This is a genomic window from Janthinobacterium silvisoli, from assembly GCF_014200725.1.
Taxonomy (GTDB): domain Bacteria; phylum Pseudomonadota; class Gammaproteobacteria; order Burkholderiales; family Burkholderiaceae_D; genus Janthinobacterium.
The window spans coordinates 551,732-566,237 of sequence record NZ_JACHCL010000001.1 but is presented as its reverse complement, the minus strand read 5'-3'; the positions used below and the strand labels follow the sequence as shown (position 1 = coordinate 566,237).

General features: G+C 60.3%; 14 protein-coding genes. 11 read left to right on the top strand and 3 right to left on the bottom strand.

Features of this window, described 5'->3' with window-relative positions:
• The first annotated feature begins 187 nt into the window (after positions 1-187).
• A complete protein-coding gene (locus HDE75_RS02475; RefSeq protein WP_183676383.1) occupies positions 188-553 on the top strand; it encodes a type II toxin-antitoxin system RelE/ParE family toxin in 366 nt (121 codons plus the stop codon).
• A complete protein-coding gene (locus HDE75_RS02470) occupies positions 534-848 on the top strand; it encodes a helix-turn-helix domain-containing transcriptional regulator (protein WP_183676384.1) in 315 nt (104 codons plus the stop codon). Before HDE75_RS02475 ends, HDE75_RS02470 begins: the two co-directional genes overlap by 20 nt.
• Here the strand turns inward: HDE75_RS02470 and HDE75_RS02465 are convergent.
• Genes HDE75_RS02465 through HDE75_RS02455 form a run of 3 tightly spaced genes read right to left on the bottom strand, consistent with a single transcriptional unit; the run spans position 845 to position 3,742 of the window.
• Positions 845-1,867 carry a Gfo/Idh/MocA family oxidoreductase gene (locus HDE75_RS02465; RefSeq protein WP_183676385.1) on the bottom strand — a complete coding sequence of 341 codons (1,023 nt, stop codon included), beginning with the start codon at positions 1,865-1,867 and terminating at the stop codon, positions 845-847. The two genes, HDE75_RS02470 and HDE75_RS02465, sit on opposite strands and share 4 nt — an antisense overlap.
• A gap of 29 nt (positions 1,868-1,896) precedes the next feature.
• The gene (iolG, locus tag HDE75_RS02460; RefSeq protein WP_183676673.1) at positions 1,897-2,883 is read right to left on the bottom strand and encodes an inositol 2-dehydrogenase; all 987 of its coding nucleotides are present in this window, start codon (positions 2,881-2,883) and stop codon (positions 1,897-1,899) included.
• Positions 2,876-3,742: a MurR/RpiR family transcriptional regulator gene (locus HDE75_RS02455; protein ID WP_183676386.1), complete on the bottom strand. Its 867-nt coding sequence runs from the start codon at positions 3,740-3,742 to the stop codon at positions 2,876-2,878. The genes iolG and HDE75_RS02455 overlap by 8 nt, the downstream gene beginning before the upstream one ends.
• A 250-nt stretch (positions 3,743-3,992) precedes the next feature.
• Here HDE75_RS02455 and HDE75_RS02450 point away from each other — a divergent pair, with 250 nt between their 5' ends.
• The 9 genes from HDE75_RS02450 to HDE75_RS02410 all read left to right on the top strand — a co-directional run bounded on the left by HDE75_RS02450 (position 3,993) and on the right by HDE75_RS02410 (position 14,382).
• The gene (locus HDE75_RS02450; protein WP_183676387.1) at positions 3,993-5,039 is read left to right on the top strand and encodes a sugar ABC transporter substrate-binding protein; all 1,047 of its coding nucleotides are present in this window, start codon (positions 3,993-3,995) and stop codon (positions 5,037-5,039) included.
• 151 nt (positions 5,040-5,190) lie between these two features.
• A complete protein-coding gene (locus HDE75_RS02445; protein WP_221291742.1) occupies positions 5,191-6,360 on the top strand; it encodes an ABC transporter permease in 1,170 nt (389 codons plus the stop codon).
• Between the two features lie 3 nt (positions 6,361-6,363).
• Positions 6,364-7,149: an ATP-binding cassette domain-containing protein gene (locus tag HDE75_RS02440; protein ID WP_183676388.1), complete on the top strand. Its 786-nt coding sequence runs from the start codon at positions 6,364-6,366 to the stop codon at positions 7,147-7,149.
• Between the two features lie 8 nt (positions 7,150-7,157).
• Entirely contained in the window at positions 7,158-9,104 is a 1,947-nt protein-coding gene (locus HDE75_RS02435; RefSeq protein WP_183676389.1) for a bifunctional 5-dehydro-2-deoxygluconokinase/5-dehydro-2-deoxyphosphogluconate aldolase, read from the top strand.
• A complete protein-coding gene (gene iolD / locus HDE75_RS02430; RefSeq protein WP_183676390.1) occupies positions 9,101-10,960 on the top strand; it encodes a 3D-(3,5/4)-trihydroxycyclohexane-1,2-dione acylhydrolase (decyclizing) in 1,860 nt (619 codons plus the stop codon). Before HDE75_RS02435 ends, iolD begins: the two co-directional genes overlap by 4 nt.
• 1 nt (position 10,961) lies before the next feature.
• The gene (gene iolE, locus HDE75_RS02425; protein WP_183676391.1) at positions 10,962-11,888 is read left to right on the top strand and encodes a myo-inosose-2 dehydratase; all 927 of its coding nucleotides are present in this window, start codon (positions 10,962-10,964) and stop codon (positions 11,886-11,888) included.
• Positions 11,885-12,679 (top strand): 5-deoxy-glucuronate isomerase, encoded by a 795-nt coding sequence (gene iolB / locus HDE75_RS02420; RefSeq protein WP_183676392.1) that lies wholly within the window; start codon positions 11,885-11,887, stop codon positions 12,677-12,679. The genes iolE and iolB overlap by 4 nt, the downstream gene beginning before the upstream one ends.
• Positions 12,680-12,698: 19 nt before the next feature.
• Positions 12,699-14,198 carry a CoA-acylating methylmalonate-semialdehyde dehydrogenase gene (locus tag HDE75_RS02415; RefSeq protein ID WP_183676393.1) on the top strand — a complete coding sequence of 500 codons (1,500 nt, stop codon included), beginning with the start codon at positions 12,699-12,701 and terminating at the stop codon, positions 14,196-14,198.
• Positions 14,199-14,217: 19 nt separating this feature from the next.
• Positions 14,218-14,382: a helix-turn-helix transcriptional regulator gene (locus HDE75_RS02410; RefSeq protein WP_260173603.1), complete on the top strand. Its 165-nt coding sequence runs from the start codon at positions 14,218-14,220 to the stop codon at positions 14,380-14,382.
• Positions 14,383-14,506: the final 124 nt, after the last annotated feature.

The window sequence follows — 14,506 nt, the reverse complement described above, 5'->3', positions numbered from 1 at the left end:
TGGCCAGGGCCATGCTGGCGCTGGCGGCCCAGACAGTATAGAACACTGTGGAAACGGGCAGTGCTTGCCATGCAGATATTGTGTCTGAGCACCTTGATATGGATCAGCTGTGCGCCGTCTTCTCTGCCATGGCGAGCTATTTGGCTGCAAGATGGGATCTGCATCTGATTGATGTATTTTCTCCTTGATGTTTTCTCGTTTATGGACGAATATTGTGTATCAGCTCCGTCATTATCTGAACCATAGCGGCAAGGACATGTATGCGGACTGGTTGCGGCGCCAACGCGACAGCACTGCCCGCCTTGCCGTTATCCGGCGCATGTTGCGCGTCGCAACGGGCAACCTGGGTGACCATTGTTTTTGCCGCGATGGCGTTTGGGAATTGCGCATCGATGTGGGGCCCGGTTATCGCGTGTATTACGCGCTGTCCGGTCCACACCTGATTTTATTGCTGTGCGCTGGAGACAAGCGCACACAATCACACGATATCGATCAGGCTTGCCTGTACTGGCGGGACTGGAAGGAGAGGGAACATGAGAGACAGAGGGCATGACGAGGCGATGGCTGAGCTGTACCACGACGATCCCGCTTTCGCCGTCGAACTGATCAACAACATCCTGATGGATGGCGAACACGCCGAACTGCTGATCGTGCTGCGCCAGCTCACCACTGCCTTTGGCGGCGTGCAAGCGGTAGCGGAAGCGGCGGGGCTCAATTCCACCCAGCTGTACCGCACCTTATCCAGCGAGGGCAATCCGTCTTTGACCACCATCACGGCGATCCTGCGCGCCATGGGTCTGCGCCTGGCCGTGCAGCCGGCGCAGCCCCAGGCGGCCTCGGCAGCTTAAAACTCGATGATGCGCCGCTCGCGCATGGCTTGCGTCATGGCCAGGCCGATGCGGGTGGCTTCCGTTGCATCGTGCAAGGTCAGCGATAGCTGGCGCTTGCCCAGCGCGGCGTCCGTGAATTCCTGGGCCTCGATCAGAAAGGCGTCGGCGAAGCGGGCGTAGAAGTCGGGCGTGCATTTATTGCGTACGCCATGGACATCTGCAATATCGACCCGGTTCAGGCGCGGATTGCTGCCGACCGTCAAGCGTCCTTGCGTACCAAATACTTCCGTCAAGGTTTCATGGCCATGCGCCATGGTGCGCGAGGCCATGAAAGTAGCCATGCTGCCATCGGAAAATTCCACCGTGGCCAGGCCATTGTCGACATCGCCAAAAGCTTGCAAACCCGTATGGATGGCATTCGTGCCCGTCGCGTAAATGCGGCTCGGTACGGGATTGCCCAGCAGCCAGCGCGCCAGGTCGATATCGTGCACGCTGCAATCGAGGAAGATGCCGCCGCTGGTGGGGGCGAAGCGCATGAAGGCGCCGCTGGGGTCGTTCTGGTCGCAAGTTTGCGAGCGCACCAGATACGGTTTGCCGATCATGCCCTGGGCGATTTTTTGCTGCGCATCGTGGTAGCTGGCGTCAAAGCGGCGCACGAAGCCAATCATGGTGGCCAGCTGCGGGTGGCGCGCCGCTTCCGCTTCCACCTTCAGGCAATCGGCCAGGTCCAGCGACAGCGGCTTTTCGCAAAACACATGTTTGCCGGCGCGCAGGGCGGCGATGATCTGCTCCGCGTGCAGCGAGGTGGGCGTGACGAGAAAGACGGCGTCCAGGCCGGGGTGGGCCAGCAGGGTGTCGTAATCGGCATAGCCGCTGGTGATGCCCAGCTGGCTGGCGGCCCAGTCCAGTTCGGCGGGTACGGGGCTGCAGGCGGCGACCACTTCGGCGTTCGGCACGCGCTGCACCAGGTTGATGGCATGGCGCTGGCCCAGCCGGCCCAGGCCGGCGATGCCTATGCGTAATTTCGGTAATGACATGCTGTGTCTCCAGTATTTTTCTTGTGTTTTTACAGGTTCACGACACGTTGTTCACGCCACGATATCGTGGCCGCTTCCGCCAGTTCCAGCGCCTTCAAGCCATCGTGCACGGTGGTGCGCAGCGGCGTGCCATTGGTGAGGGCGTCAAAGAAGTGCGCCATTTCCTGCGCGTAGGCGACCCGGTAGCGTTCCAGGAAAAAATCTTCCGGTTTGTCCACGCTGACGTTGTCGACGCCGTAAGCGGTCACTTCGGTCGGTTTATGGTTGCCTGCTTGCAGCATGCCTTTGCTGCCCAGCACTTCGAAACGCTGGTCGTAGCCGTAGGCGGCGCGGCGCGTGGTATTGATCTGGCACAAGCGGCCCTTGGCCGTGCGGATGGTCACGACTGTGCTGTCCAGGTCGCCAGCTTCGGCAATCGCCGGGTCCACCAGGCAACTGCCCGTAGCGTGCACGCTGACGGCTTCATCGTCGAGTATCCAGCGGAAGATATCGAAATCGTGTATCAGCATATCCTTGAAGATGCCGCCCGATACCTTGATATAGCTGACAGGTGGTGGGCCAGGGTCGCGGCTGGTGACGACCAGCATTTCCGGCGTGCCGATTTCACCGGCCTCAATGCGCCGCTTGACGGCAGCAAAGGTCGGATCGTAGCGGCGCTGGAAGCCCAGCATGCACAACACATTCGCTTCCTTGACGGCAGCGGCGCAGGCGCGCGCCCGGTCGATTGTCAGGTCGACCGGTTTTTCACAAAAGATGGCTTTGCCGGCCGCGGCCGAACGCAGGATCAGGTCCGCATGCGTGTCGGTACTCGATGCAATCACCACCGCTTTGATGGCCGGGTCCGCCAGCGCCGTTTCTATGCTGGCGCTGCTGCCGCCATGCTGGGCGGCCAGCGTGCTCGCTGCCTCCTGGTTCACGTCAACCACGTATTTGAACCGTACGCCGGGCTGGGCAGCCAGGTTGGCCGCGTGGATCTTGCCGATACGTCCGGCGCCAAACAATGCTACTTCAATCATCATGTTCTCCTGGGTGATGGATTTCTTCGATGTCGAGCTCTAGTTTGTAGGCCAGCGCGATGAATAGCGCCTGGCACAGGCAGATGGTGCTGGTCAGCGAACGGAAGGCGAAGGCGCTGCCCTCGGTGACGGTCAACAGCGCGTCGGCGCTGCGCGCCAGTGGCGCGAGCTTGCTGTCGGTAATCACCAGGACTTTGGCGCCCTTGTCTTGCGCCACCTTGATGCACTGCTGGGTTTCCTTGCCGTAAGGCGAGAAACTGATGGCGATCGCCACATCGCGGGGACGTATGCTGCGCATCTGCTCGCGGTGCATGCCGCCCAGGCCGGAAACCAGGTGGGCGCGCTTGTCCGTGTGTTCGAGGGCGTAGGCGATGTAAGAGGCGATCGGAAATGAGCGGCGCACGCCGATCACGTAAATGTTTTCTGCTTTCAGCAGCAGGTTGACGGCCGCTTCCAGCTGCGCGTCATCGAGGCTGGCGCCCAGGTCATCGAGGCCGGTGCTGCTGGCGCCGATGAATTCGCGCGTCAAATCGCCCACGCTGAGCGCCGCGTCACGGGTGGAAATGAGCTTGCGGATGCGCTGCTGGTAATCGGGCGTGGCGCCGGCCTGGTCGGTATACGCCTGGCGGAACACATCCTGCATTTCGGAAAATCCCGAATAACCGAAGCGCTGCGCAAAGCGCACGATGGCCGAGGGCTGCACGTCGCAGGCGGCGGCGATGTCGCTGATGCGTTCGAGCATCAGGCTGGCACGGTGCTTCTCGATGTATTGCGCGATGACCTTCAATTGGCGCGACAGGCTGTCGTATTCGGCGGCGATATGCTGCATCAATTGTTCGATGGGGGCGGTTGCTGCCATGGTTCTTCCTTTGTGCTTGCGGGGCCGCGATGGATGGTGAGATGCGGCCGGTTCTGGCGAGAATTATAGGAGCGAATTTTAAAAATAGAAACGATTTTCTATTTAAATTTTTTTTGAAAATTTCATTGCATTTGTTTTTTTTGTGGCCTAAGCTGTGCGCAGTGCATCGGTCTTGCCGGCTTTTTTGGCGCCTCCGGTGACACGCTATAAAGCTGGCAACTATAAAAATTAATCCTTCAAGGAGACATTCATGCAAAGCAATAAGCGTAAGGGAATACTCAAGAGTCTAGCCATCCTGAGCCTGGGTCTGGGCTTGACCCTGGGCATGGGCACCAGCCACGCGGCCGGTGAAAAATTCGTGCTGATCAGCCATGCGCCCGATTCTGATTCCTGGTGGAACACCATCAAAAATTCCGTCAAGCAAGCTGGTGAAGATTTCAACGTCACCGTCGACTACCGCAATCCACCGAATGGCGACTTGGCCGACATGGCGCGCCTGGTCGAGCAGGCGGCGGCCCGCAACTATGACGGCGTAATCGTCAGCATCGCCGACTTCAGCGTGCTGCAAAAGCCGCTGGGCCTGGTAGCCGCCAAAAAGATTCCTTTCATTACGATCAACTCGGGCACCCTGGCGCAAAGCGAGCAATTGGGCGCCGTGATGCACGTGGGCCAGCCTGAATACGAGGCAGGCAAGGGCGCTGGCGAAAAAGCCAAGGCGGCCGGCATCAAATCGTTTGTGTGCGTGAACCATTACGCCACCAATCCATCGTCGTTCGAGCGTTGCCGTGGCTTTGCCGAAGCGATTGGCGTCGACTTCAAGGCTGCCACCCTGGATGTGGGCGAAGATCCGACCACCATCGAAAGTAAACTCAGCGCCTACCTGCGCAACAACCCGAAAACCCAGGCCGTACTGGCGCTGGGCCCCACCTCGGCCCATTCTTCCCTGAAAGCATTGGAAAAAATGGGACTGAAAGGCAAGATCTGGTTCGCCACCTTTGATTTGTCCGATGACATTTCGAAAGGCATCAAGGATGGCAGCATCCAGTTCGCCATCGACCAGCAGCCCTATCTGCAAGGCTATATCCCGGTCGCCGTGCTGGCCATCATGAAACAGGACAAGACCACCGACCTGGCCAAGGTGCGTGAAAAACTGATGAACAATCCCAAGTTCAAGGCACGCCTGGCGGAATACGGCCTGGCGCCATCGTATGGCCCCCGCCATATCGGTTCCGGTCCTGGTTATGTGACCAAGGACAATATTGCCAAGGTCGAGAAGTACGCCGGCCAATTCCGCTAATCGGCCAAGCATCCAGGCTTTTACTTTCCATTCATTGCAGTAACGACGTTGTACCCGCGCGCAGGCCAGTTCTGCCGGCGCGCGGGTGCTGCCGCCCGCGATTTCCTACTTGCCAGGCTGGCAGCTTGCTATAAAACAAGGGAGACATAGTATGAGTACCGTGAAATTAAGCGTGGAACAGGGCGGCGTGGCCGCTGCGGGCACGCCGCCAGTCCAGCCACCAGCCAATCCTGGCAAGGACGAACGGGTAGGCCAGGTCAGCTGGATCAAGCGCCTGTTCAGCCGGCCGGAATTTGCCTCGATCTCGGGCGCCATCCTGGTCTTCGCTTTCTTCATCCTGACGGCTGGCGATTCCGGCATGTTCAATCTGGACGGCGTGGTCAACTGGGCGCAAGTGGCTGCCTACCTGGGCATCATCGCCATCGGCGCCTGCGTGCTGATGATTGCCGGTGAATTCGACCTCTCCATCGGCTCCATGATCGGCTTTGCCGGCATGATGATCGCCATCCCATCCGTGTATTTCCACTGGCCTGTGTGGGCTGCGATTTTGTTTGCGTTTGCCGGTTCGATGGCGCTGGGCTGGCTTAACGGCTACCTGGTCATCAAGACGCGTTTGCCTTCCTTCATCGTCACCCTGGCTTTCCTGTTCATCTTGCGCGGCTTGACCCTGGCCTTGTCGATCATGTTTGCCAACCGCACCATCGTCAGCGGCATCGGCGCGCTGGCCGCCGACGATTGGCTGGCCACGACCCTGTTCCATGGCGAAGTGGGCACTTCCTTGTTTGCCTGGATGGCCAAGGTGGGCTGGATCACCGCGCTCGACAATGGCGCGCCTCTGGTCAAAGGCATACCCAAGGTCATCGTCTGGTGGGGTGCGCTGGCGCTGGTTGCCGGCTTTGTACTGGCCCGCACCCGCATCGGTAACTGGATTTTTGCCGTCGGAGGCGACGCCAACGCCGCCAAGAATGTGGGCGTACCGGTGAAAACCATCAAGGTCTCGCTGTTTGTCTTCACGGCGTTTTGCGCCTGCCTGTTTGCCACCTTGCAAGTGTTTGACGTGGGTTCGGCCGCTGCCGACCGTGGCTTGCAAAAGGAATTTGAAGCGATTATCGCGGCCGTGATCGGTGGCGCCCTGTTGACGGGCGGCTATGGTTCGGTGGTCGGCGCCTGCTTCGGCGCGCTGATCTTCGGCGTGGTGCAGATCGGCATCACTTATACCAATATCAATTCGGACTGGTTCCGCGTCTTCCTCGGCGTGATGCTGCTGATCGCGGTGCTGTTCAACAACTTTATCCGTGCACGTGTCACGGAAGCGAGATAAGCCATGAGCGAACACATCCTTGCGCTGGAAAATATCAGCAAACGTTTCGGTTCCGTGATCGCCTTGCAAAACGTCACCTTGCGCTTGAAACCCGGTGAAGTGCATTGCTTGCTGGGTGACAACGGCGCCGGCAAGTCGACCCTGATCAAGACCCTGGCCGGCGTGCACCGTCCCACCACCGGGCAATACCTGGTCGATGGCCAGCCCGTCAGTTTTAACTCGCCAAAAGAGGCGCTGGACCTGGGCGTGGCCACTGTCTACCAGGATCTGGCGCTGGTGCCTTTGCTGTCGGTAGCGCGCAACTTTTTCATGGGCCGCGAGCCGATCAAGAAAATGTTTGGTGTGCTGCCCGTGATGGATATGGAGTACGCCGCTACCACCGCGCGCGACAAGCTGGCTGAAATGGGCATCATGGTGCGCGACCCGCACCAGGCCGTGGGCACCATGTCGGGCGGCGAGCGCCAGTGCCTGGCAATTGCCCGTGCGATCCACTTCGGCGCTAGAGTGCTGATCCTCGATGAACCGACGGCTGCGCTGGGCGTCAAGCAATCGTTCAATGTCCTGAAACTGATTTACAAGGCGCGCGAACGGGGCTTGTCGGTGATTTTCATTACCCACAATGTGCACCATGCGTATCCGGTAGGCGATTCCTTCACCTTGCTGAACCGGGGCAAGTCCCTGGGCACTTACACCAAGGAAACCGTTTCCAAGGACGAAGTGCTGGACATGATGGCCGGCGGTGCAGAAATGCAAACGCTGATGAATGAACTCGACGGTGTCACGATCTAAGGATAGCCATGAAAAATACGACACAATTTGCCCCCGGGCGTGCGCTGGATGTGATTTGCCTGGGCCGCCTCGCGGTGGACCTGTACGCACAGCAGATCGGTAGCCCGCTGGAAGACGTGACGAGTTTTGCCAAATACCTGGGCGGCTCATCGGCCAACGTGGCTTTCGGCACGGCCCGGCTGGGCTTGAAATCGGCCATGCTGTCGAAAGTGGGCAACGACCATATGGGCCGTTTCCTCACCGATACCCTGGCCCGTGAAGGCTGCGATATCAGCCACGTGGGCATCGACCATGATCGGTTGACGGCGCTGGTGATGCTGGGCATCAAGGATAAACATACGTTTCCGCTGATTTTTTACCGCGAGAACTGCGCCGACATGGCGATAGCACCCGCCTCGGTGGACGCGGACTTTATCGCTACCAGCAAGGCGTTATTGATTACCGGCACGCATTTTTCTACCGAGGCCATGCATGGCGTCAGTACCCAGGCGCTGGTGCTGGCCCGTAGCAACAATGTGCGCACCGTGCTCGATATCGATTACCGGCCCGTGCTGTGGGGATTGTCGGGCAAGGCCGATGGCGAGACGCGCTTTATTTCCAGTGCAGGTGTAACGCGCCACCTGCAAGGCATCTTGCCGCAGTTCGATTTGATCGTCGGCACGGAAGAGGAATTCATGATCGCGGGTGGCGGCACCGATATCCTCGCTTCCTTGCGCGCCGTGCGCGCCGTCAGCGCCGCGACCCTGGTCGTCAAGCGTGGTCCGCTCGGTTGTGCCGTGATTGACGCCGCCATTCCCGCCAGCCTGGACGACGCCTTTAACTATGCAGGCGTGCGGGTCGACGTGCTCAATGTGCTGGGCGCGGGCGACGCCTTTATTTCCGGTTTCCTGAAAGGCTGGCTGCGTGGCGAAGATTATGCGGCTTGCTGCCGCTACGCCAACGCCTGCGGCGCGCTGGTGGTCTCGCGCCACGCCTGCGCGCCGGCCATGCCGTCTCCCGTCGAACTCGATTATTTCCTGGCCCATGCCGCCAGACTCACGCATCCCGACCAGGACGCCACTTTAGCGCGCTTGCACCGCAGCACGCTTGCCCGCAAGCAATGGGACGAAGTATGTGTGTTTGCTTTTGACCATCGCACGCAATTCTTTGAGCTGGCGCAACAGACAGGCGCGCCTGAATCGGCGATTTCCGCTTTGAAACAGCTGATGGTGCAGGCGGTGGCGCAAACGGAAAAAGCGCTGGGTCTGGCCGGCAAGACGGGCGTGCTGATCGACGGCCGCTACGGCTTGGACGCGCTGAACGACGCCACCGGGCGCGGCTGGTGGATAGGCCGTCCCGTGGAGTTGCCGGGTTCCAATCCACTGCAATTCGACTGGGGCCGCTCTATCGGTTCGCACCTGAATAGCTGGCCGAAAGAACACGTCATCAAATGCCTGGTGCAATTGCATCCGGACGATACGGTGGAAAACCGGCTGGAACAGGAAGCGCAGATCAAGGCCTTGTACGATGCGGCGCAAGTGAGCGGCCACGAACTGTTGCTCGAAGTCATACCGTCCGATAGCTTGCCGCAACACCCGGATACTGTCTACCGTGCCGTCAAGCGCTTGTATAACCTGGGCATTTATCCGGAATGGTGGAAACTGGAAAGCATGAGCGCCCAGCAATGGCAAGCCATTGATGCGCTGGTGCACGAACGCGATCCTTATTGCCGCGGCGTGGTGCTGCTGGGCCTGAATGCGCCTATCGATGCGCTGGCCGACGGTTTTGAAGCGGCCCGCAACAGCACCACTTGCCGTGGCTTCATGGTCGGCCGCACCATATTCCAGGAACCGGGCCGCCGCTGGCTGGCCGGCGAGATCGACGATGCGGGGCTGATCGCCGCCGTGCGGGCCAACTTCGAACAGTTGATTTCGCTGTGGCAAGGTACCCGCAAGCAACTGGAGCGTGCCGCATGAGTACTTTACCCAAAAGCACAATTCGTCTCACCATGGCGCAGGCGCTGGTGCGCTACCTGGCGGCGCTGCGCACGCCAGACCAGCAGCCGCTGTTCGGCGGCGCTTTCGCCATCTTTGGCCACGGCAATGTGGCGGGCCTGGGCGAAGCGCTGTATCAATACCGCGAGCAATTCCCCACCTATCGCGCCCACAATGAACAGGCGATGGCGCACGCAGCGATTGCTTATGCCAAGGCGCATATGCGCCGGCGCATGATGGCCGTCACCAGTTCCATCGGACCGGGCGCCACCAATCTGCTGACGGCTGCCGCTTTGGCCCACGTCAACCGCTTGCCGGTATTGCTGTTGCCGGGTGACGTGTTTGTCTCGCGTGCGCCCGATCCTGTCTTGCAGCAGCTGGAAGATGGCGGCGATGGCAGCGTGTCCGTGAATGACGCCTTCAAACCCTTGTCGCGTTATTTCGACCGTATCATTTACCCCGAGCAATTGCTGACAGCCTTGCCGCGTGCGATTGCTGCCTTGACCGACCCGGCTGCCTGTGGCCCCGTGACCCTGTCCTTGCCGCAAGACGTGCAAACCATGGCTTACGATTACCCGGAGGAATTTTTCGAGCCGCGCATCGTGCGTTTCCGCGCGCTACCTGCTGTGGAGTCGGAATTGGAAGAAGCGGCTGCACTGCTGAAAAAAGCCCGGCAACCCTTAATCGTGGCTGGGGGCGGCGTGTTGTATGGCGAAGCGAGTGCGGCCTTGCGTGCTTTTGCCGAACGCCATGGCGTACCGGTGGCAGAAACCCAGGCGGGCAAGGGCGCCTTGCCCTGGGACCATCCCTTGCAACTGGGCGCCATCGGCGTGACGGGGTCGCCCGCTGCCAATGCGCTGGCGGCGGACGCTGACCTGGTACTGGCGGTTGGTACCCGCTTACAAGACTTTACGACAGGCTCGAACTCGCTGTTTGGCGACGCCCAACTGGTCAGCCTGAACGTCAACGCTTTCGATGCCTTGAAACGCCGTGGCCTTGCCGTGCAGGCGGACGCAAGCCTGGCCTTGCAAGGCTTGTCGCGCCAGTTGGAAGGCTGGCATAGCGCAGGCCAGTGGCGTGAAAGGGCGCAGCAGGCGGGCACGGCGTGGCGCGAGACGGTGGCGGCCATCACGGGTAAGCGCGAAGTGGCCGGCTTGCCATATGACGGCGAAGTGATCGGCGCCGTGCAGCGCTCGTCGCCAGACTCCACCGCGTGCGATATCGTCGTCTGCGCGGCGGGCACCTTGCCGGCCGAGCTGCACAAGCTGTGGCGCACCAGCACGCCGGGCGGTTATCACATGGAATATGGCTATTCCTGCATGGGTTATGAAATCGCGGGCGGTCTTGGCGTCAAGATGGCCAAGCCGGACGCCGAAGTGATCGTCATGGTGGGCGACGGCAGTTATCTGATGATGAATTCGGAAATCGCCACCTCCGTCATGCTCGATAAAAAACTCATCATCGTGGTGCTCGACAACCGTGGTTATGGCTGCATCAACCGTTTGCAGCAGGCATGCGGCAATGCGCCGTTTAACAATATGCTGGCCGATTGCCTGCAAGCCGGTGACGGCGCGCCGCAAATCGACTTTGCCCTGCATGCACGGTCCCTGGGCGCCCTGAGCGAACACGTGGCCGATATCGCGGGCCTGGAACAAGCCATGCTGCGCGCCCGCGCCGCTACGCGAACTTATCTGATCTGCATCAATACCGACGATACGCGCACCACCGAAGAGGGCGGCTGCTGGTGGGAAGTGGCCGTGCCAGCCGTGTCGACCCAGGAAGGCGTGCGCGCCGCGCGTGCCCGTTATGAAACCGAGCGCCTGAAGCAAAGGAATTGAGATGAACACATGGAATGTACGCATCGGCATCAATCCGATTTCGTGGATGAATGATGATCTGCCCTCGCTGGGCGGCGAAACACCGCTGGAAACGGCCTTGAAGGAAGGCGCGGAAATCGGTTACGCCGGCTTTGAATTGGGCAACAAGTTTCCCAAGGAAGCGTCGGCCTTGCGGGCCGTGCTGGGTAAATACGATTTGGCCTGTGTTTCTGGCTGGTATTCGGGCCGGCTGGTGCACCGTTCTGTCGAAGAAGAAATCATTGCCGTAGAGTCCCATCTGCGTCTGCTGGCCGATAGCGGCGCCACCGTGATGGTGTATGGCGAAGTGGCCGACGCCATCCAGGGCGAGCCGCGCCCGCTGTATAAACGGCCGCGTTTTCAAACTCAACAGCAATGGCAAGACTATGCCGACAAGCTGACGGCGTTTGCCAGCCATTGTCTTTCGCATGGCGTGCGCCTGGCCTATCATCACCATATGGGTGCTTACGTGGAAACGCCGGCCGACGTCGATCAATTGATGGCCTTGACGGGACCGGACGTGGGCTTGCTGTTCGATACGGGCCACATCACGTTTGGCGGTGGCGATGCCTTGACGATACTCAATAAGCATATCCACCGCATCTGCCATGTGCATTGCAAGGATGTGCGGCCCAAGGTGGTGAAACTGGCACGCAATGGCCACTGGAGCTTCTTGCAGTCTGTCATCAATGGCGCGTTCAGCGTGCCCGGCGATGGCGGCATCGATTTCCCGGCGATTCTGGCCAGCTTGTACCGCAACGGCTATGAAGGCTGGCTGGTGGTGGAAGCGGAGCAAGACCCCGCCGTGGCGCCCAGCTATCAATATGCCAAGATGGGTTACGACTACCTGGCGCAACTGGTGCGCGAGATTCCTCAACTCGGTTCCCATGCAGGCCAGGAGGCAGCATGAGCCTGCTAGTCAAAGCCAACAAGAGTGGCTCGCAAATCGTGCAGGTGACCCCTGAATCGGCCGGCTGGACGCACGTGGGTTTTGCCGCCCACCGCCTGGCTGCTGGCGAAGAACTGTCCCTGGAAACGGGCTCGCGCGAACTATGCATCGTGGTGCTGACGGGCACGGTAACGGTGCAAGCCGGCGAGCAGACCTGGGCCGACATCGGCGGTCGCAGCAGCGTGTTTGAAGAGCGCTCGCCGTATGCCGTGTATGTACCGCTGGAAACGCAAGTGACCATTACGGCAACCGGCGGGGCCGAAGTGGCCCTGTGCAGCGCGCCAGCCACCACTCACCGTCCGGCACGCCTGATCGAACCGCAATCGATGGTCCGCTCCGTGCGGGGCAAGGGCGCCAATACGCGTTATGTGTGCGATATCCTGCCGCAAACGGCCGAGGCTGACGGCTTGCTGGTAGTGGAAGTGCTGACGCCTTCCGGCCACTCGTCGAGTTACCCGCCGCACAAGCACGACAACGATAACTTGCCCGTGGAAAGTTCGCTGGAAGAAACCTATTACCACCGCCTTAATCCCGAGCAGGGTTTTGCATACCAAAGGGTCTATACGGATGACCGTTCCCTGGACGAATCGATGGCGGTGGAAAACCACGACGTGGTGATGGTGCCGCGCGGCTACCACCCCGTCACCGTGCCGTATGGCTACGATGGCTATTACCTGAACGTGATGGCCGGCCCGAAACGGGTCTGGCACTTTAAAAACGACCCGGCCCATGAGTGGCTGATGACGAAATAACAGTAAAGTGAGAGACGATATGACTACCCCGACAATCGGCCACTATATCGGTGGCAACCCGATGACTTCGCGCTCGGAGCGCACGAGCGACGTGTTCAATCCTGCCACCGGCGCCGTGGCGGCCACAGTGGCGCTGGCCACGGCTGCGGAACTCAATGCCGCCGTGGCCGCGGCCCATGCGGCGTTTCCGGCCTGGTCGCAAACCTCGCCCTTGCGCCGGGCGCGCATCATGTTCAAATTCAAGGAATTGCTGGAAGAACACTCGGACCAGCTGGCCGCGCTGATCACCTCCGAGCATGGCAAGGTGTTTACCGATGCGAAAGGCGAAGTGACGCGCGGCATCGAAGTGGTGGAGTTCGCCTGCGGCATTCCGCAAATGATGAAGGGCGAATACAGCGAACAGGTGGCCGGCGGCATCGACGCCTGGTCGATACGCCAGGCGCTGGGCGTGTGCGTGGGCATCACCCCATTCAACTTTCCCGTGATGGTGCCGATGTGGATGTTCCCGATGGCTATCGCCTGTGGCAACACTTTTGTGTTGAAACCATCCGAGCGAGATCCTTCGGCCAGCCTGCTGCTGGCGCAACTGCTGACGGACGCGGGCTTGCCCGATGGCGTGTTCAATGTGGTGCAGGGCGATAAGGAAGCCGTTGATGCATTGCTGCATCATCCCGATGTGCGTGCAGTGAGTTTTGTCGGTTCCACGCCGATTGCCGAATACATCTACGCCACCGGCTGCGCGCAAGGCAAGCGCGTGCAGGCCCTGGGCGGGGCGAAAAACCATATGGTGGTGATGCCCGACGCCGATATCGAGCAAACGGTGGACGCCTTGATGGGCGCGGCCTACGGTTCGGCCGGCGAGCGCTGCATGGCCATTTCCGTGGTGGTGGCGGTGGGCAATGTGGCCGATCAGCTGGTGGCTGCCCTGCGGCCCCGCATCGCCGCCCTGAAAATCAATCACGGCATGGATATGGTGGCCGAAATGGGGCCGGTGGTGACGCAGGCCCATAAAGACAAGATTGCCGGCTACATCGCCATCGGCGTGAAGGAGGGCGCGAGCCTGGTCAGCGATGGCCGTGGTTTCGTGCTGCCTGGCCATGAAAAGGGATTTTTCCTGGGCGGCAGCCTGTTCGACCATGTCACGCCCGACATGACGATCTACAAGGAAGAAATCTTCGGCCCCGTGCTGTGCATCGTGCGCGTGGCCGATTTTACGACCGCACTGGAGCTGGTCAACGCCCATGAGTACGGCAACGGCACGGCGATTTATACGCGCGATGGCAACACGGCGCGCGAATACACGCACCGCGTGCAGGTCGGCATGGTGGGCGTCAACGTGCCGATTCCCGTGCCGATGGCCTTCCACAGCTTCGGCGGCTGGAAGCGCAGCCTGTTCGGCGACCACCATGCGCACGGCCCGGAAGCCGTACGCTTCTACACCAAACAGAAAGCCGTCACCCAGCGCTGGCCCGCCTCGACCCAGGCCGGAGCGGAGTTTGCCATGCCGACCTTGAAGTAAGTGGCGGTGGTGGTCGTTCTTGCGTAGCGTTTCCGCCGATACGGCGCTGCGCCTTGAGCGTTCTTTTGGCAGCGAGGCGCAAGGCTGGCTGAACCTTCAAAGTGCATATGGCCTTCGTGTTGCTGAAATATCGGCCGGCAAGGCAATCGCCGAGGCGATCACGCCTCTTGCGCTTGCCGCATAATTAAGCTATCGCAGCATGGCACGGACAGGCGGACTGATCTGCCAAAAAATAGCATGGTTTCATCGCGGGTTCTTTCATCAGCGCATTGCCATCTTGATTAGGGTTTAATGCAATATGGCAACGT